This is a genomic window from Xanthomarina sp. (assembly GCF_035306705.1).
Classification (GTDB): Bacteria; Bacteroidota; Bacteroidia; order Flavobacteriales; family Flavobacteriaceae; genus Xanthomarina.
This window is the reverse complement of sequence record NZ_DATGNO010000129.1, coordinates 1-17,377: the sequence shown is the minus strand read 5'-3', so window position 1 is coordinate 17,377 and position 17,377 is coordinate 1. Positions and strand designations below refer to the sequence as shown.

19 protein-coding genes are annotated in these 17,377 nt (G+C 33.1%); 7 read left to right on the top strand and 12 right to left on the bottom strand.

Features of this window, described 5'->3' with window-relative positions:
• Positions 1 to 159: 159 nt before the first annotated feature.
• The 3 genes from VKY47_RS10775 to fabG all read right to left on the bottom strand — a co-directional run bounded on the left by VKY47_RS10775 (position 160) and on the right by fabG (position 3,854).
• A complete protein-coding gene (locus tag VKY47_RS10775; protein ID WP_324312726.1) occupies positions 160 to 975 on the bottom strand; it encodes a prohibitin family protein in 816 nt (271 codons plus the stop codon).
• Between the two features lie 9 nt (positions 976 to 984).
• Positions 985 to 3,018 carry a VWA domain-containing protein gene (locus tag VKY47_RS10770; RefSeq protein ID WP_324312724.1) on the bottom strand — a complete coding sequence of 678 codons (2,034 nt, stop codon included), beginning with the start codon at positions 3,016 to 3,018 and terminating at the stop codon, positions 985 to 987.
• An 89-nt stretch (positions 3,019 to 3,107) separates the two neighbouring features.
• Complete coding sequence (fabG, locus tag VKY47_RS10765) at positions 3,108 to 3,854, bottom strand: 3-oxoacyl-[acyl-carrier-protein] reductase (protein ID WP_324312722.1); 747 nt, start codon at positions 3,852 to 3,854, stop codon at positions 3,108 to 3,110.
• 189 nt (positions 3,855 to 4,043) lie between these two features.
• On the opposite strand from fabG, the gene VKY47_RS10760 reads away from it, so the two are divergent.
• On the top strand, positions 4,044 to 4,790 hold the full coding sequence (locus VKY47_RS10760; RefSeq protein WP_324312720.1) for a hypothetical protein: 747 nt from the start codon (positions 4,044 to 4,046) through the stop codon (positions 4,788 to 4,790).
• A gap of 160 nt (positions 4,791 to 4,950) precedes the next feature.
• Here VKY47_RS10760 and sucD read toward each other — a convergent pair whose 3' ends face one another.
• The 8 genes from sucD to VKY47_RS10720 form a co-directional block, all read right to left on the bottom strand.
• On the bottom strand, positions 4,951 to 5,829 hold the full coding sequence (sucD, locus tag VKY47_RS10755; protein ID WP_324312718.1) for a succinate--CoA ligase subunit alpha: 879 nt from the start codon (positions 5,827 to 5,829) through the stop codon (positions 4,951 to 4,953).
• Between the two features lie 69 nt (positions 5,830 to 5,898).
• The gene (locus VKY47_RS10750; RefSeq protein WP_324312717.1) at positions 5,899 to 6,306 is read right to left on the bottom strand and encodes a nuclear transport factor 2 family protein; all 408 of its coding nucleotides are present in this window, start codon (positions 6,304 to 6,306) and stop codon (positions 5,899 to 5,901) included.
• Positions 6,306 to 7,241, bottom strand: a complete 936-nt coding sequence (locus tag VKY47_RS10745) for a UDP-3-O-(3-hydroxymyristoyl)glucosamine N-acyltransferase (RefSeq protein ID WP_324312715.1) — start codon at positions 7,239 to 7,241, stop codon at positions 6,306 to 6,308. Before VKY47_RS10745 ends, VKY47_RS10750 begins: the two co-directional genes overlap by 1 nt.
• 64 nt (positions 7,242 to 7,305) lie before the next feature.
• Complete coding sequence (gene efp, locus VKY47_RS10740; protein ID WP_324312714.1) at positions 7,306 to 7,872, bottom strand: elongation factor P; 567 nt, start codon at positions 7,870 to 7,872, stop codon at positions 7,306 to 7,308.
• A gap of 70 nt (positions 7,873 to 7,942) precedes the next feature.
• Complete coding sequence (gene lpxA, locus VKY47_RS10735) at positions 7,943 to 8,728, bottom strand: acyl-ACP--UDP-N-acetylglucosamine O-acyltransferase (RefSeq protein WP_324312712.1); 786 nt, start codon at positions 8,726 to 8,728, stop codon at positions 7,943 to 7,945.
• 28 nt (positions 8,729 to 8,756) lie between these two features.
• A complete protein-coding gene (locus tag VKY47_RS10730; RefSeq protein ID WP_324312710.1) occupies positions 8,757 to 10,166 on the bottom strand; it encodes a bifunctional UDP-3-O-[3-hydroxymyristoyl] N-acetylglucosamine deacetylase/3-hydroxyacyl-ACP dehydratase in 1,410 nt (469 codons plus the stop codon).
• Positions 10,153 to 11,181, bottom strand: a complete 1,029-nt coding sequence (gene lpxD / locus VKY47_RS10725; protein WP_324312708.1) for a UDP-3-O-(3-hydroxymyristoyl)glucosamine N-acyltransferase — start codon at positions 11,179 to 11,181, stop codon at positions 10,153 to 10,155. The genes VKY47_RS10730 and lpxD overlap by 14 nt, the downstream gene beginning before the upstream one ends.
• A gap of 24 nt (positions 11,182 to 11,205) precedes the next feature.
• Entirely contained in the window at positions 11,206 to 12,435 is a 1,230-nt protein-coding gene (locus tag VKY47_RS10720) for an HD domain-containing protein (protein WP_324312706.1), read from the bottom strand.
• Positions 12,436 to 12,471: 36 nt separating this feature from the next.
• On the opposite strand from VKY47_RS10720, the gene porX reads away from it, so the two are divergent.
• From porX to VKY47_RS10690, 6 genes are all read left to right on the top strand, one after another.
• Positions 12,472 to 14,025: a T9SS response regulator signal transducer PorX gene (gene porX / locus VKY47_RS10715; protein ID WP_324312705.1), complete on the top strand. Its 1,554-nt coding sequence runs from the start codon at positions 12,472 to 12,474 to the stop codon at positions 14,023 to 14,025.
• Positions 14,026 to 14,117: 92 nt separating this feature from the next.
• Positions 14,118 to 14,522, top strand: coding sequence for a tRNA (adenosine(37)-N6)-threonylcarbamoyltransferase complex ATPase subunit type 1 TsaE (gene tsaE / locus VKY47_RS10710; protein WP_324312703.1), 405 nt, complete (start codon positions 14,118 to 14,120; stop codon positions 14,520 to 14,522).
• 186 nt (positions 14,523 to 14,708) lie between these two features.
• Complete coding sequence (locus tag VKY47_RS10705; protein ID WP_324312701.1) at positions 14,709 to 14,849, top strand: hypothetical protein; 141 nt, start codon at positions 14,709 to 14,711, stop codon at positions 14,847 to 14,849.
• Entirely contained in the window at positions 14,812 to 15,333 is a 522-nt protein-coding gene (locus tag VKY47_RS10700) for a hypothetical protein (protein ID WP_324312699.1), read from the top strand. The genes VKY47_RS10705 and VKY47_RS10700 overlap by 38 nt, the downstream gene beginning before the upstream one ends.
• A 61-nt stretch (positions 15,334 to 15,394) precedes the next feature.
• Positions 15,395 to 16,594, top strand: coding sequence for an alanine dehydrogenase (locus tag VKY47_RS10695; protein WP_324312697.1), 1,200 nt, complete (start codon positions 15,395 to 15,397; stop codon positions 16,592 to 16,594).
• A 53-nt stretch (positions 16,595 to 16,647) separates the two neighbouring features.
• The gene (locus VKY47_RS10690; protein WP_324312696.1) at positions 16,648 to 17,019 is read left to right on the top strand and encodes a hypothetical protein; all 372 of its coding nucleotides are present in this window, start codon (positions 16,648 to 16,650) and stop codon (positions 17,017 to 17,019) included.
• A 59-nt stretch (positions 17,020 to 17,078) separates the two neighbouring features.
• Here VKY47_RS10690 and VKY47_RS10685 read toward each other — a convergent pair.
• Positions 17,079 to 17,377: T9SS type A sorting domain-containing protein (locus VKY47_RS10685; protein ID WP_324312694.1), on the bottom strand; the 299-nt coding region annotated here is incomplete at its 5' end.

The following is a 17,377-nucleotide window of genomic DNA, read 5'->3' as shown; positions in this document are numbered from 1 at the left end:
GGGTTTTTAAATATCTTGATTTTATTCAATACATTTTCAGCTCGCTTGAATGCCAGAATGAAAATGATGATGATGGAATTGAATAAAAGTCATGTTTCTTTTTTGTGAAAGCAAAGGTTGCAAATAAAAATTATTAAATCCTAAATAAATTTATTTTTTTTATTGATTTCCTAGTATAATAGGTAATCCAGCGTTTCCTGAACCAATAATAACTACTTTACTATTAGGAGATTCTGATAGTTTTACAGTAGCTTCAATACCTTTGTCACGTAAAATTTGTTCATTTAACGACGCACTTAAAATTCTATTGGCATCTGCTTTACCTTGTGCATCAATGATTCGTTTTTCTGCCTCTTTAGCAGCTGTTACCAATCTAAATTCGTACTCTAAGGATTCTTGTTCTTGTTTTAATTTACGTTCAATTGCTTCTTTAATAGTTGATGGCAAAGTAACATCGCGAACTAAAATATCGTTAACTTGAATGTATTGATCTGTAACAAATTTCTTGGTTTCAACAAAGATTTCTTGTTGTATGGCATCTCTTTTACTAGAGTAAAGTTGTTCTGGTGTATAACGACCTACAACACTTCTTGCCGCAGAACGAATGGCTGGAAGAAGAACACGGTCTTTATACATTTCACTTTTTTCTTGATGTAATTTACCAAGATTTACGTAATCTGGTTGAAACCAAATAGAAGCTTCAAGCTTAATATCCAATCCATTAGAAGAAAGAACATTCATTCTCTCTACTAATTCTTGTTGACGTACTTCGTAAATAAATACCTTGTTCCAAGGTGCTACAATGTGAAATCCTTCTCCTAAAGGTGGTTCGTCTGTAACAACACCTCCACCGAAGGTTTTATATAAAACACCAGCTTCTCCAGAACCTATGGTTACGGCCGATTTAACAATTAGAATAAGTAATACTACAGCAACAATAATAGCTGGTAATGCAATTTTAGGTAATTTTTCCATTTAATATTTTTAAATTAATCCGTTATATTTTCTAATAAACCACTCTGCAGTTAAACTTATAAGAATAAGTGCAAGTAGATATTTCCAATCGACCAAAGGTACAACATTTTTATGGCTCTTTTGGATGGGTTTGTATCTTTCGTCTAGTAATAATTCATTCATCAAACCATTGTAATTACTAACAAAATAACTTTTTCCCTTACTTCTTTCGGCTATCTGTTGCAGCTTTTTAAAATCTGCATTTAAAAATTGTTGTTCTATATTATAATCTAAGATTTTAAAACTTCCAGATTTTGAAATGTTTTCGTTTGTTGCACTAACTGTAAAGTTGTATTCTGAAGCAGGTAAATTGCTTAAATCCACTTGATAGTAATTGTTTTTTAAGATAAAAGGAAAGGTTTTTGTTTCTTCAGAAATCTTATCAGTTACTTGTATGGACAGCGATTCCTTAGCGTCGAACTCATAACTTTTATTAAAAAATTGCGCTTTTAATATAACACTTGAATTTCCTTCATAAAAAGAATTATAATCCAAATTAAGTCTGGTTTTTCTTTCTGTAGAAGCCAGATATTGAACAAGTTTTCCAATAAAATTATCGAAATTATTAAAAGACTTATCGTTTAAATAATCTTGTGCTCGCCATTGCCAAATGTTTTCACCAAACAAAACAGCTTCTCTTCTACCATTGTGTTCTAAAGTTGCTAACAAGCTACTTTCAGTAGTATAATTTCCAACTTTTTTATATAGTATGGTTTGAAAAGGAATTTTAAATTGTGCCTCACCAAAATTGGATTTTAATGGAGGAAATGTTTCAAAATCCAAATCTTCTATTATAAAGTCTGAAAATCCTATATTTAAAATCGCTTGATAATCCTCGGTCTGACTGGTAATTTCATGGGTAACATTTAAATCAAGACTGTTTAGATATCTCCAATTGGTTTGTGTACCAGAAATTAAAAAGTAATTGCTATTTGAGGTTTTTAAATGTTCAAAAACTTGATTAAAGCTATTATTTGGTTGATATAATATAACTAACTGAAAGTCATTAATTTGATTTAGATAGTCTTTTGGTTTTAAAATGTTTACTTGGCGTTGTTTATTGGCTTCAATACTCTTTTTTAATGCCCCTAAATCTGGGTGTAACATATCTGAAACTAGAGCTACCCGAGTTTTCTGATCGATAATTTCTACTGCAAATTCCTTTTCATTATTCACCTTATTTTTCTCGTTATCCAAAGGTTCTAAGATTGCTCTATATGTTTGCACTCCAACGTGATTTGCTGGTAAGTAAAAATTTAATATTTGAGAGTTTTTCTCTTTTGTAAAGCTCACCTTTTCAGAAAAAATAGTGGCAGGGCCGTTTTGTATTTTAAAAACAGAATTCACGGCTTCTTCACCATGATAAACTAAAATAACTTCTACAGGAAACTTATTCTTTAAATAGGCGTATTTGTTGACATTTAACTGCTGAATTTTTAAATCGGAATAAACGGTTGAATCTCCTAAAATGACTGAATAAATAGGTTGTTTGTAGTTGGCTGCCGAAAACACATAATCGCTACCAAGGGTTTGGTTTCCATCTGAAAGTAAAATAGTTGGGGATACGGTTTGCTTGTATATTTGGCTAAACTCACGAAACATCTGATCCAAATGGGTTTGATTTTCTGTAAAACTAAAAGAATCGGATAGCTTAACTTGCTTCCCAAAAGTATAGGTTTGGATATTAAATTTTTTATTGATCTCTTTATGGGCTTTAAGCTCTTCTAAAAAGTCTAAAGCATGTTGGTCTTGTTTTAAATAGCTAACCGAACTGGAGTTATCTACAGCCACAACCAAGTTAGGTTTCTCTAGATATACACTATCGCTTTCAAATTTAGGATTAATAAGCAATAACAATAAAGAGAAAACAGTTACAAACCTTAAAATGGTTAGGGTAATATCTGTTTTCGTAAACTGTTTCACCTTGTATTTATACTGAAAAAGCGCTATAAATAGCGCTATAATTCCAGATATAAAAATGTATAAAATTGTTTCTGTATGCATGTATTAATTTACGTAAATGTATTTTTTTGGTATACTATAAATTATTTTTTCAATAATCTTTAGCTTTTATTAAAACCGAAAATTAATTTCTAGGTTAACATACCCCCATCCACATGGATGGTTTGACCTGTAATATAAGCACTCATGTCGCTAGCCAAAAACACACAAACGTTGGCAATATCTTCAGGAGTTCCTCCTCTTTTTAAAGGAATGGCATCTCTCCATCCTTTTACAGTAGCTTCATCTAGCTTAGCCGTCATTTCGGTTTCAATAAAACCAGGAGCAATTACATTACTTCTAATGTTTCTTGAGCCTAATTCCAGAGCCACAGATTTCGAGAACCCAATTATCCCCGCTTTTGATGCCGCATAGTTTGTCTGTCCGGCATTTCCTTTTACTCCAACTACAGAGCTCATATTGATTATAGATCCACTACGCTGTTTTAACATGGTACGCTGCACGGCTTTGGTCATATTAAAAACAGATTTTAAGTTAACTTCAATAACGGTATCAAAATCTTCTTCTGTAATGCGTAACAACAAGTTGTCCTTGGTAATTCCGGCGTTATTGACCAAAATGTCAATAGTCCCAAATTCCTTAACTACGTTATCCACCACTTCTTGAGCTTCATTAAAATTGGCTGCATTACTTTTATAGCCTTTAGCTTTAATTCCAAGCGCATTTAGTTCGTTTTCAAGGTCGTTAGCGGCTTCTACAGAAGAACTATAGGTAAAAGCTACATTGGCACCCTGTTGAGCAAAAACCTGTGCAATACCTCTGCCTATTCCACGACTTGCTCCAGTAATAAGGGCAGTTTTTCCTTTTAATAATGTCATCTAAATAATTGTTTTATGATGTTGGTTTTCCTAAATCAAAGATAAACTTTTTGTATAAAGTAAATCCTATAAACCCCGAAGATAAAAAATAAAACACTTATAATTACAAACAAGGTAGGAGTTTTAAAGAGTTAACTGTTTAATTAATAAAAGCAATTAACAAATCTTAAATCTTTAAAAACAAATCTTATGTACACATTAAGAAAAACCTATTTAAATCTAGGATTATCATTATTAACAGTTGCATTTATTTCCAGCTGCTCTAATGATAACGACGACAAAATTAATGGCCAAGGAAATCTTCAATTGAAGATAGGTTCTAATATGCCAAGTTCAACGAGCAAAACATATGCTAATAGTAGAGGAACCAATTCAACCCTTGAAATATCAGATTTTCTAATAAATATTAAGGAATTTGAATTGGAGTTTGATGACGACTACAATATGGGAGGAAACGGATACTATGGTTCTGATGATGAAATTGAATTTGAAGGTCCTTTTGAATTAAATGTGCTCTCTAACGAATTTATTATTGTAGATGTTACGATTCCAAATGGCGTTTATGAAGAAATTGAGTTTGAATTTGATAAAAGTGAAAATGCAAACAGCCTTCTTTATAATAAATCCATCTTAATTAAAGGAACAATCGACACGGTACCTTTTGTATTCTGGCATGATTTTGAAGATGAAATTGAAGTTGATTTTGAAGATACAGATATCAATATTATTATCAACAACGATAACAACCAACTAACCATCAATTTTGATTTGGCTGGAGTTTTTGATGGTTTGACTGGAGTAGATTTATCGGAAGCCGTTGATGGAAATGGTGATGGAGTTATAGAAATTAGTCCAATAGATACAGATGGTAACAACCAAATTGCTCAACAAATTAAAGAGAAACTAAAATTAATGATCGATCTTTTAGATGATTAATAAGTAGTGATTAATAGCAATGAAATCGCCTAAATATAAAATTTAGGCGATTTTTTTTGTCTTTTTTTATTGGTTATGTTTCTACTTCAATTCCACTTTAATATCATGCAAAAAAAAAGCCATCTTAACTAAGATGGCTTTCCTTATATATTTGTATGACTTATAAACTAGCCAATACTTCAGCTACTTTTTTTCCAATTTCTGCAGGAGACTCAACCACGTGAATCCCACATTCTTTCATAATTTTCTTTTTAGCTTGAGCGGTATCATCACTTCCACCAACTATAGCTCCAGCGTGACCCATAGTACGACCTGCAGGAGCAGTTTCGCCAGCAATAAAACCAATAATAGGTTTTTTAGATCCACTAGCTTTATACCAATTAGCAGCATCAGCTTCCAATTGTCCTCCAATTTCACCAATCATAACTACAGCTTCGGTTTCTGGATCGTTAATTAATAATTCCACAGCCTCTTTAGTAGTTGTTCCAATAATTGGGTCTCCACCAATTCCAATAGCTGTTGTAATTCCTAAGCCTTGTTTCACTACTTGATCAGCAGCTTCATACGTTAAAGTACCTGATTTAGAAACAATACCAACAGTTCCTTTCTTGAAGACAAAACCTGGCATGATACCAACTTTAGCTTCGCCTGGAGTAATAACACCTGGACAATTAGGGCCAATTAATCTACAATCTCTATTTTTAATATAGTCTGCAGCTTTAATCATGTCGCCAACAGGAATCCCTTCAGTAATAGTAATAATAACTTTAATACCTGCATCTGCAGCTTCCATAATAGCATCAGCAGCAAAAGCTGGTGGCACAAAAATTATGGATGTATCCGCTCCTGCTTGTTCTACAGCTTCTTGAACTGTATTAAAAACTGGTCGGTCTAAATGTGTTTGCCCACCTTTTCCTGGAGTTACACCACCAACAACATTAGTTCCATACTCGATCATTTGTTCAGCATGAAATGTTCCTTCGCTTCCTGTAAATCCTTGTACTATTATTTTCGAATCTTTATTAACTAAAACGCTCATTATTGTTTAATTTTTTATGTTTTTAAAACGTTGCAAAAGTAAGTTTTTAACTGCTATTTATGAAGTGTTTTACACTTTAATTTCTGAAAAAGAATTGGATTGTATGGCTTTGTCATCTGCCGGCTGACTAATTTGATAGCCTCTATATAATTTTCCATCTTTAATTTGCCAAATACTGATATAATGTGCTAAAGGCAATTCTTCATCTTCATTTTCTATAGTTTTACCATAAACCGTGTGTCGAGAGGTAATATGATCTACATCTTCCAACAAATGACTTATTTCATATCTAATAGAAATATAGTTTTCTCTGATGTTTTTAAAAAACCCTGAAATATCCTGAAATTTTGAAATACGGAAGCCTTTACTGCTATTCCAATGCAATTCGCAGTCCTTATGATAAAAGTTTTCTACCAAATCCTTATTGGTAATTATATCGGTATCATAAAACTGTTTTAATACGTCTTTAGGGCTCATTATTTTATTTTTAAATTTTCTAAAATCTTTGGTATCATTTTAATTGAAGCCATTTCTTTGTATTTGGATCTAAAATCATCTGCGGGAGTTCCAAAATAACTTTTGTTACCTTCTAACGATTTACTAACCCCAGACTGTGCTGAGATGACCGCTTTTTTTCCAATGGTAATCCCGCTGGTAATTCCTGCCTGGCCCCAAATGGTTACTTCATCTTCAATAATTACGCAGCCAGCAATACCCACTTGAGAAGCAATTAGACATTTTTTTCCAATTACAGTATCATGACCCACTTGGATTTGGTTATCCAATTTAGAACCTTCCCCAATAGTTGTATCTCCGGTTACTCCCCTATCTATAGTACATAAAGCTCCAATATCAACATGGTCTTTAATTATTACTCTTCCTCCAGATTTTAATTGATCAAAACCTTCTGGTCTGTTTTTATAATAAAAAGCACTGGCACCTAAAACGGCTCCAGCATGAATGGTAACGTGATTTCCAATAATTGTATCATCGTAAATACTTACATTGGAATGTATGACGCAGTTATCTCCAATAACTACATTGTTACCAATAAAACAGTTGGGTTGAATGATGGTGTTTTTTCCAATTTTAGCCGAGGATGAAATAGCTAGATTAGACGAAACAAACGGTTTGAAGTGTTGTGTTAATTTATTAAAATCCCTAAAAGGGTCATCACTTATCAATAGCGCTTTCCCTTCAGGGCAAGGCACTTCTTTATTAATTAACACAATGGTTGCGGCAGACTCAAGAGCTTTATCGTAATATTTTGGATGATCGACAAAAACAATATCCCCTTTTTCTACTACATGAATTTCGTTCATACCCAGAACCGGGAAATTTTCATCGCCAACAAAAGTGGTTTCAATAATTTCAGCAATTTGCTTTAAGGTGTATGGTTTAGGAAATTTCATATAATTATTTTTCAGTTTTCAATCCCAGTTTGTTAAGTGAATCTGGAAACTGGTAAATTGAGTTTTATTCTTTAACTCTTTCTTTGTACGTTCCTTTTTCGGTTTCAATTTTAATTTTATCACCTTCATTTATAAATAAAGGCACGTTAACCTCTGCTCCTGTTTCTACAGTTGCTGGTTTTGTAGCGTTTGTGGCCGTATTTCCTTTTACTCCAGGTTCCGTATGGGTAACTTCTAAAATAACACTTGCTGGCATTTCTACTGAAAGTGGTAAATTATCTTCTGCATTGATAAGCACAGTTACTACTTCTCCTTCTTTCATTAAGTCAGGTCTATCTAAAGCAGCTTCCAATAAACGAATTTGTGAATAGTCTTCCGTGTTCATAAAGTGGTAAAACTCTCCATCATTATACAAAAACTGGAATTTATGGGTTTCTACGCGTACATCGTCTAATTTATGACCAGCAGAGAAGGTGTTTTCTAAAACTTTTCCACTTGTAACGCTTTTCATTTTTGTTCTAACAAAAGCGGGTCCTTTTCCTGGTTTTACGTGTAAAAATTCAGTTATTTTATAAATATCATTATTGTATCTAATACACAATCCGTTTCTTATATCACTTGTTGTTGCCATTGTATTATTTGCTTGTATGTTATTAAGTTGAATCTTTTATTACTTTTTTTAAGTTTTGAAAGCTAACTATTTAATTTGACTTAAAGTATCCTTTCATAATCCCACGATGTGAATTTTTGATAAACTGAAGGATTTCATCTCTTTCTGGAGTGGCTTCCATTTCGGCTTCAATAATTTCTGCAGCTTGGGTATTGTTATAGTTTTTTTGATATAGGATTCTATAAATATCCTGTATTTCTCTAATTTTATCTGTCGAAAAACCACGTCTTCTTAATCCTACCGAGTTTATTCCCACATAAGATAAAGGTTCACGAGCAGCTTTTACAAAAGGAGGAACATCTTTTCTTACTAAAGAACCACCTGTTACAAAGGCGTGATTTCCTATAGAACAAAATTGATGAACAGCAGTCATTCCTGCTAATACCACATAATCTCCTATTAAAATATGTCCAGCTAGCGTACTATTATTGGAAAAAATACAGTTTTTTCCAACGATACAATCGTGTGCAATATGGCAATAGGCCATAATAAGACAATTATCGCCAATTACGGTTTTCATTTTATCTGTTGTCCCTCTGTTGATTGTTACACATTCTCTTATGGTAACATTATCTCCAATTATGGTAAGCGTATCTTCGTCGTTATATTTTAAATCTTGAGGTACGGCAGAAATTACAGCGCCTGGAAAAATATTGCAATTCTTTCCAATTCTGGCTCCTTCCATAATGGTAACATTACTTCCTATCCAAGTGCCTTCACCAATAATAACATTATTATGTATGGTGGTAAACGGGTCTATTACAACATTCTTGGCAATTTTGGCTCCTGGATGTACGTAAGCGAGTGGTTGATTCATTTTTTTTTATTAAGTTTAATTACTTACTTTAATTTTTAACTTTAGCAATCTGAGCCATTAATTCAGCTTCGGCACATAATTTTCCATTTGCATACGCATAGCCTTGCATGTGGCAAATACCACGGCGTATTGGCGTAATTAAATCGCATTTAAATATTAGGGTATCTCCAGGCACCACTTTTTGCTTAAATTTTACTTTATCTATTTTCATAAAGAACGTTAGATAATTCTCTGGATCTGGAACTGTACTTAATACTAAAATTCCTCCGGTTTGAGCCATGGCTTCTACTATTAGCACACCGGGCATTACTGGAGCTCCAGGAAAATGACCAGCAAAAAAAGGTTCATTCATGGTCACGTTTTTCATACCAATGACACCGGAATCCGTTAATTGAAAAATTTTGTCTATCAATAAAAACGGCTGTCTATGAGGTAGCATTTCCATGATTTGATTGACATCCATCAAGGGTTCTTGATTTAAATCTATTTTTGGAACATGATTACGTCTTTCGTTTTTAATGATTTTAGACATTTTTTTCGCAAACTGTGTGTTTACAAAATGCCCTGGCTTGTTGGCTATAACCTTCCCTCTTAGTCTAATTCCTATAAGCGCCAAATCTCCTAACACATCTAATAATTTGTGTCTGGCTGCTTCGTTTGGATGGTGAAGGGTCAAGTTATCTAAAATACCATTCGGTTTAACAGAAATATTTTCTTTATTGAAAGCAACTTTTAGTTTTTCTATGGTTTTAGGTGAAATTTCCTTGTCCACATAAACTATGGCATTGTTTAAATCGCCTCCTTTTATTAAACCATGCTCTAATAGCGCCTCCAATTCATGTAAAAAGCTGAAGGTTCTAGAATCTGCAATTTCATCTTTAAATTCTGAAACATGTTTTAGCGTGGCATTTTGAGTGCCTAAAACTTTTGTTCCAAAATCTACCATTGTGGTAACTTGATAATCGTTGGAAGGCATAATTAAAATCTCACTTCCTGATTCTTCATCTGTATAGGAAATAACATCGCTAACGACATATTCTTCTCTAAAGGCATTTTGTTCTTCTACTCCTGCTTTTTCTAAAGCTTCTACAAAATATTTAGAAGAGCCGTCCATAATAGGAGGTTCGGAAGCATTTAATTCAATAATCACATTGTCTAGATCCAAACCAACCAAAGCCGCTAAAACGTGCTCTGAGGTTTGAATGGTAACTCCGTTTTTTTCTAAACAAGTTCCCCTTTGTGTGTTGGTGACATAATTAACGTCTGCCTCAATAATAGGTGTTCCTTCTAAATCTATACGTTTAAAAGAAAATCCTGAATTAACAGGACCAGGTTTAAAAGTTAAAGTAACATTCTTTCCCGTATGCAAACCAACTCCAGTTAAAGAAACAGGGTCTTTAATGGTTTTTTGCTTAACTTCAGTATTAATTATTGCCATCTACTTTTTTTTCTAAATCGGTTATACTTTTTACTATTTTAGGTAAATTTTTAAAATGAACATAAGACTTATTCCAATCATTATAATTAAATGAAGGAGAACCTTGCAAAACTTCATTGTCTTTAACATTTTTCCCTATTCCAGACTGGGCCTGAATTTTTACATTATTTCCAATAATTAAATGTCCAGCAAATCCAACCTGTCCACCAATTATACAATTTTTGCCAATTTTAGTAGAGCCCGCAATTCCTGTTTGAGCAGCAATAACGGTGTTTTCTCCTATTTCAACATTATGTGCAATTTGAATTTGGTTATCCAATTTCACTCCGCGTCTTATAATAGTAGAGCCTAAGGTAGCTCTATCTATAGTAGTTCCAGCACCAATATCCACGAAATCTTCTAAAACAACGTTTCCGGTTTGAGGCACTTTGTTGTATTCCCCTTTTTCGTTTGGAACAAACCCAAAACCATCTGCCCCCAGAATAACTCCGGAATTCAGTACACAATTTGAGCCAATAATTGTTTCGGAATAAATTTTAGCTCCGGCAAAAACAATCGTATTATCTCCAATTACCACATTGTCTCCAATATAGGTGTTTGGGAATATTTTTACATTTTCTCCAATTTTCACTTTCTCACCTATATAAGTAAAAGCACCTATATATATGTTAGAACCGTAAGTTGCTGTTTCTGAAATAAACGAAGGATCTTCAATACCTTGTTTATTTAACTTGACCATATTATAATATTCCAACAACTTAGAAAACGACTTATAGGCGTCATCTACCTTAATAAGTGTGGTTTCCAAATCATTTTCTGGCACAAAAGATTTATTAACTATAGTAATAGATGCTTTTGTAGAATATATATATGATTGATATTTAGGATTAGCAAGAAAGGTTAGAGACCCTTTTGTTCCTTCTTCTATCTTGGAAAGCTTAGAAACTTCAACATCGGGATTGCCCACAATGTCTCCTTCTAATATTCCTGCTATTTGTTGTGCTGTAAATTTCATTCCGACAAAAATAGGAAAAAAGTGCTAAAGTTTTTCTTTAGGGTAACAGATATAATATTTTGTGACTGTTTTTGAGAGTGCTTTTAGGTTTAATTGGTCTGTAGCCTTAATAATATCCTGTACTTTTCCGTTTTTGTACAGAATGTTTATTTGTTGGTTTTTAGTTTGATATGCCTGATTGGAAATCTCTCCCGTAAAAACAAAATAGCTGGCTTCTTTTTCAGTGATATCGTATTTATCCTTTAATTTCAGAATATGATCTTGAAGCTTTTCAGGTTTTATTTCCTTGTTTTTTAGTTTTACTTTTAGCAAATCTCTATTAATAAGCATTTCACATAGATTTCTTAAAACAAAGTCCTCGTGATATTGCCATTCTTTCATAGCTGAAACAATGTCGTAATCGTCGAGCTTTGCAAAAGTATTTAAGGTTTCACTATTAAAGTTTTTTAAATTGATTTCGTGGGTTAAAAAAAACTGAAGCGCTTTACTAGCTTGTAAAACCACTCCTTGTCCGGATAATTCTTTAGCACGCTTTAAAACCCGAATTAAAAGTTGTTCTGCAGCCACACTGGTTTTGTGCAAATATACTTGCCAATACATAAGTCTTCTGGCCATTAAAAACTTTTCTATACTATAAATGCCTTTTTCTTCAACCACCAATCCGTTATCCACCACATTAAGCATGGCAATTAAACGCTGGCTATTAATATTCCCTTCGGCGACTCCAGTATAAAAGCTATCGCGTTTTAAATAGTCTGCGCGATCCATGTCCAATTGTCCAGAAATAAGCTCGCATAAAAATTTTCTCGGGTAATCGCCTTTGAAAATTTGGATGGCTAGCGTTAAACTTAAGTTAAACTCCTTATTGAGCTGTTCCATAAAAAGCAGGGATATTTGCTCGTGAGAGACCCCATTTACTATACTGTGTTCCATGGCATGCGAAAACGGTCCATGCCCAATATCGTGCAATAAAATAGCTATATATAGAGCTTGTTCTTCATCTTCAGAAATGCTAACCCCTTTAAAACGAAGTACATTAACCGTTTTTTGCATTAAGTGCATACATCCTAAAGCATGATGAAATCTAGTATGATGTGCTCCTGGATATACCAAATACGACATGCCCATTTGCGAAATTCTTCGCAGTCGCTGAAAGTATTTGTGTTCAATTAAATCGAAGATTAACGAATTAGGTATGGTAATAAAACCGTAAATTGGGTCGTTAAATATTTTAAGTTTGTTTTGCACAATCAAGCTTATTCTTTTACGTTAATATTGAAACAAATATACATGAACCATATAAATATTCTTTGGGTTGACGATGAAATTGATTTATTAAAACCTCATATCCTTTTTTTAGAAAAGAAAAACTATTCTGTAACTACCTGTCAAAGTGGAATGGAAGCTTTGGAGATTTTGGACGATAAAAATTTCGACATTGTATTTCTAGATGAAAACATGCCAGGACTATCGGGTCTTGAAACTTTAAATGAAATTAAAGAAAAACGCGATACGCTTCCAGTAGTGATGATTACCAAGAGTGAGGAGGAATATATTATGGAGGAAGCTATTGGAAATAAAATAGCCGATTATCTAATTAAACCGGTTAATCCTCATCAAATTTTATTGAGTCTGAAGAAAAACTTAGATCACTCCAGATTAATTTCAGAAAAAACCACTTCAAATTATCAGCAAGAGTTTCGAAAGATTGCTATGGATTTGAGTATGGTTAATAGTTACGAGGAATGGATTAGTTTGTATCAAAAATTAATTTATTGGGAAATTCAGTTAGAAAACATTGAAGATCCAGGCATGTTTGAAATTCTAGAATCCCAAAAAAACGAAGCCAATACACAGTTTGGGAAATTTATAGATAAACATTACCCAGCTTGGTTTGAACCAAATACCGATGCTCCAACTTTGTCCCATACCTTATTTAAAAACAAAGTCGTTCCCGAAATCAGTAAAGAACAACCCACTCTTTTGGTAGTAATAGATAATTTAAGATACGACCAATGGAAAGCTTTTGAGCCAACCGTAAACAATTATTATAAAAAAGTTTCAGAATCTCCTTATTTCAGCATTCTACCTTCAGCAACCCAATATGCAAGAAACGCCATTTTTTCTGGGTTAATGCCTAGCGATATGGAAAAGCTGCATCCAGATCTCTGGAAAAACGATACCGATGATGGTGGTAAAAACCTGTACGAAAAGGAATTTCTTGAAGCCCAATTAAAACGATTAGGTCTCTCTCATTTAAAAATGGAATATCATAAGATTACCAATTTAAAAAATGGAAAAAAATTAGTCGAGAATTTTAAGACACAAAAAGACAACGATTTAACGGTGGTTGTTTATAATTTTGTGGATATGCTTTCTCATTCTAAAACGGAAATGGATGTCGTAAAAGAGCTGGCATCTAATGATAAAGCGTATCGATCTTTAACACAAAGCTGGTTTAAAAATTCGCCATTATTGGAAATGATCCAGCAAGCGCAGCAATTGGGTTTCAAATTAATATTAACTACAGACCATGGAACTATTAATGTTAAGAATCCATCGAAAGTTATTGGAGACAAGGACACTAGTTTAAATTTAAGATACAAAACAGGCAGAAGCCTAACTTATGAAGATAAGGATGTTTTGGTTGCAAAAAATCCAAAAACTATCCACTTGCCTTCTATAACTATGAGTAGTTCGTTTATTTTTGCTAAAGGTGATTTATTTTTTGCTTATCCTAATAACTATAACCATTATGTAAGTTATTATAGAAATACCTATCAACATGGAGGCGTTTCTTTAGAGGAAATGATTATTCCTTTCGTGGTTCTAAACCCAAAATAAATCTACGTAATGCATAAAAACCCGACGAAACACACTTTTTATTAGTTATTTTAAATTATTATTCCTATTATTGTATGAAAATCTCAAATAATTTGAATGTTAATTATCGTTTAAATGAGCTCGATACTGTTGTTGAACAACTTATAACAAATTTAAACGGTAAAACCATCTTACTATATGGAGAGATGGGGGTTGGCAAAACAACTTTAGTAAAAGCACTTGTAAAAGCCCTTGGCAGTAAAGATGAAGTTAGCAGTCCTACTTATTCCATAGTAAATGAATATGAATTAATAAATGACAAAATTTATCATTTTGATTTGTATAGGATAAAAGATATTGATGAAGCCTATAATTTTGGATTCGAAGATTACTTAAATTCCACCCATTGGTTAATTATTGAATGGCCAGAATTAATAGAAGAAATTATAACAGACGATGTTAATAGTGTTATTTTAAGTCTAAACGATAATAACACAAGAAATTTGATATTAAAATAAAAGTGAATTGAGCAAAAAAAAAGTTAAATAGCACACAAATTCTACCAGAAAACTAAAAAAGTACGGGAAAACCGTAATTGAAAATCGCAAAAAAGCTGTTTTTAACACAACTTTAACATATTGACTTAAAAACGATATGTCTACTTAGTTACATTTGAGGTATTAATTAATTAAATCCCTTAAATTATGAAAACTAAGAAGTATGTAATTGCAATTGCAATTTTCGGTGGAATGTTGTTTACTGCTCAAGCAACAAATTTATTCCAAGCAAACGATGAAGCACCACAAATTGAAAAAAGAGCTTACCCAATTCCGCAAAACGGATAAGAAAGGACTTATAATAGGGAGTATTGTAGCCACACTTTTAGCTATTTCTCCTTATTTATACTATTTGTACGAAAGTGTTCCAAACACACAAGTTTGGAGCACTTTTTTATTTACGTTTGATGCAGGAAGATTAGAAAATGCCAACTATGTTATGTGGCTGATTACTGGAAAAGCATTGCCTTTAATGTTTTTGTTAATCTGGTTTTTTACTTGCAGACATTGGTGGTATCATGTTATTTTAGTGCCTATATCAATGTATCTTTACCAAATAATTAGTATATTTAATGATAGTATTCTTGCTGTAGATGAATCACAATTAATGTACCTATTTCCAATTATGGCTATAACCATACCCACTATATATTTAATTAGAGCCAAGATGTTCGATAAAATTAATACGGCAAATAAAACTATGGAAGAGCTAGAAGCTGAATTTATGATTAGACCAAAAAGTTTCTGGGGGAAATTAAAGCAGTATTTTTAAAATACCTTTTAAACTATCAAAAATTTATTCGTAATTTGACTCCTAATATAATTAGGAACTCATGTCTAAAGCTTTATCTCCCTTTACCAAGCAACAATTACTTCCACAAGAAGAAAAACTAGAAATTTTTAGCCGTAAAGGCAATTTATTTATTGGTATTCCAAAAGAAACGGCTTATCAAGAAAAGCGTGTTTGCTTAACCCCAGATGCTGTTTCAGCATTGGTAAGCAATGGACATCGCGTTTTACTGGAGTCCGGAGCAGGTAGTGGTGCGCATTTCTCTGATAAGGAATATAGCGAAGCTGGTGCAGAAATAACCAAGGATACCGCCAAGGTTTATGCCTGTCCCATGATTTTAAAAGTAGAACCCCCTACTCTCGAACAAATAAAACTTATTAATCCTCAAACCATATTAATTTCTGCTGTTCAGCTTAAAACCCAAACAAAAAAATATTTTGAAACCTTGGCTGCCAAGCGTATTACAGCTTTGGCTTTCGAGTTTATTAGAGATGAAACTGGAGCTTATCCGGCTGTGCGCTCGTTAAGTGAAATTGCAGGAACAGCAGCAGTGCTTATTGCCTCGGAGCTGTTGAGTAATGTAAACGATGGAAACGGTTTGATGTTTGGCAATGTTTGTGGGGTTCCTCCTATTGAAGTGGTTATTTTAGGCGCTGGAACCGTTGGCGAATTTGCGGCTAGAAGCGCCATTGGACTTGGTGCCAATGTGAAGGTTTTTGATAACTCCATTACTAAATTAAGACGTATTCAGGTAAACTTAGGTAAAACCCTCTTCACCTCTACCCTTCAACCAAAAAATTTAAGTAAGGCTCTAAAGCGTTGTGATGTGGTAATTGCAGCTGTACGTGGTAAAAACAGATCGCCTATTATAGTTACGGAATCCATGGTTGCCAATATGAAAAATGGATCGGTGGTCATTGATGTTAGTATTGACATGGGTGGCTGTTTTGAAACCAGTGAGGTAACGTCTCATAAAACCCCAACCTTTACTAAACATGGTGTTATCCATTATTGTGTACCAAATATTCCAGCACGTTATTCTAGAACTGCCTCTATATCAATTAGTAATATTTTTACACCTTATCTATTAAAAATTGCTGAGGATGGTGGTTTGGAAAATTCTTTGCGTTTTGACAGAGGATTAAAAAATGGGTTGTATTTTTACCACGGAATTTTAACCAGTAAACCTGTTGGAGAATGGTTCGATTTAAAACATAGCGATATTAATTTGCTTATTTTTTAGTTTTATTTAGCGTAATCCGTCCAACATTATTTCCCAAAAAATTATTAATTAAAATGAAATTACTACATCGTGTTGGCTATTATCTTGGAGGGTTCTCTCTAGGATTAATTATATTGGCTTTTTTTTTAAATGGTAAAAAAGTGTCTTGCGATTACGGTCCGGAAGCTCGTGTTTTAAAAAATATCAACTTAAAGCAAATCGTATTTTCAGAAAACATACATTCGGCTATATTAAATAAAAAAATAGATTCATTAGAAGTTAGAGAACTATTGAAACGAGGTGATATTAATTTTTCTAAAAGTGAAACCCGTAAAGAACCTTGTGGTATTTATGCAGTTGAAGGAAAAATAAATAAAATAAAAGTTGCTTTAACCGTAGAGAACTGTGATAGTATAGCAACAATACAGGATATTAAATGGCCCTAAAAATTAAAAAGCCTAGAACTCGTGGAGTTCTAGGCTTTTTATATTCTTTATAACGTGTTCTAATTTAGAACAATACGTTTCGTTATCGAACCACTTCTTTCGGTTTGGAATGTTAACAAATAAACTCCAGTTGGTAAATTTGATAAATTCAAACTTTTCTCGCTGCTATCCATTTGGTCTGTTCTAATAAGTCTTCCAAGCATATCGTGCACTTCGATAGCTTTAACCGCTATACTTCCATTAAGTTTAATATTTACTAAACCATCTCTTGATGGATTTGGATATACTTTAATATCGCTTGTAGCTAAGGTTTCATCTTCAACACCTAAGGATGATTGAGGAGCTTGAACGATAAACG

Coding starts and splice junctions, on each gene's coding strand:
- VKY47_RS10775 (WP_324312726.1), bottom strand. CDS start 975: ATGGAAAAATTACCTAAAATTGCATTACCAGCTATTATTGTTGCTGTA.
- VKY47_RS10770 (WP_324312724.1), bottom strand. CDS start 3,018: ATGCATACAGAAACAATTTTATACATTTTTATATCTGGAATTATAGCG.
- fabG (WP_324312722.1), bottom strand. CDS start 3,854: ATGACATTATTAAAAGGAAAAACTGCCCTTATTACTGGAGCAAGTCGT.
- VKY47_RS10760 (WP_324312720.1), top strand. CDS start 4,044: ATGTACACATTAAGAAAAACCTATTTAAATCTAGGATTATCATTATTA.
- sucD (WP_324312718.1), bottom strand. CDS start 5,829: ATGAGCGTTTTAGTTAATAAAGATTCGAAAATAATAGTACAAGGATTT.
- VKY47_RS10750 (WP_324312717.1), bottom strand. CDS start 6,306: ATGAGCCCTAAAGACGTATTAAAACAGTTTTATGATACCGATATAATT.
- VKY47_RS10745 (WP_324312715.1), bottom strand. CDS start 7,241: ATGAAATTTCCTAAACCATACACCTTAAAGCAAATTGCTGAAATTATT.
- efp (WP_324312714.1), bottom strand. CDS start 7,872: ATGGCAACAACAAGTGATATAAGAAACGGATTGTGTATTAGATACAAT.
- lpxA (WP_324312712.1), bottom strand. CDS start 8,728: ATGAATCAACCACTCGCTTACGTACATCCAGGAGCCAAAATTGCCAAG.
- VKY47_RS10730 (WP_324312710.1), bottom strand. CDS start 10,166: ATGGCAATAATTAATACTGAAGTTAAGCAAAAAACCATTAAAGACCCT.
- lpxD (WP_324312708.1), bottom strand. CDS start 11,181: ATGAAATTTACAGCACAACAAATAGCAGGAATATTAGAAGGAGACATT.
- porX (WP_324312705.1), top strand. CDS start 12,472: ATGAACCATATAAATATTCTTTGGGTTGACGATGAAATTGATTTATTA.
- VKY47_RS10705 (WP_324312701.1), top strand. CDS start 14,709: ATGAAAACTAAGAAGTATGTAATTGCAATTGCAATTTTCGGTGGAATG.
- VKY47_RS10695 (WP_324312697.1), top strand. CDS start 15,395: ATGTCTAAAGCTTTATCTCCCTTTACCAAGCAACAATTACTTCCACAA.
- VKY47_RS10690 (WP_324312696.1), top strand. CDS start 16,648: ATGAAATTACTACATCGTGTTGGCTATTATCTTGGAGGGTTCTCTCTA.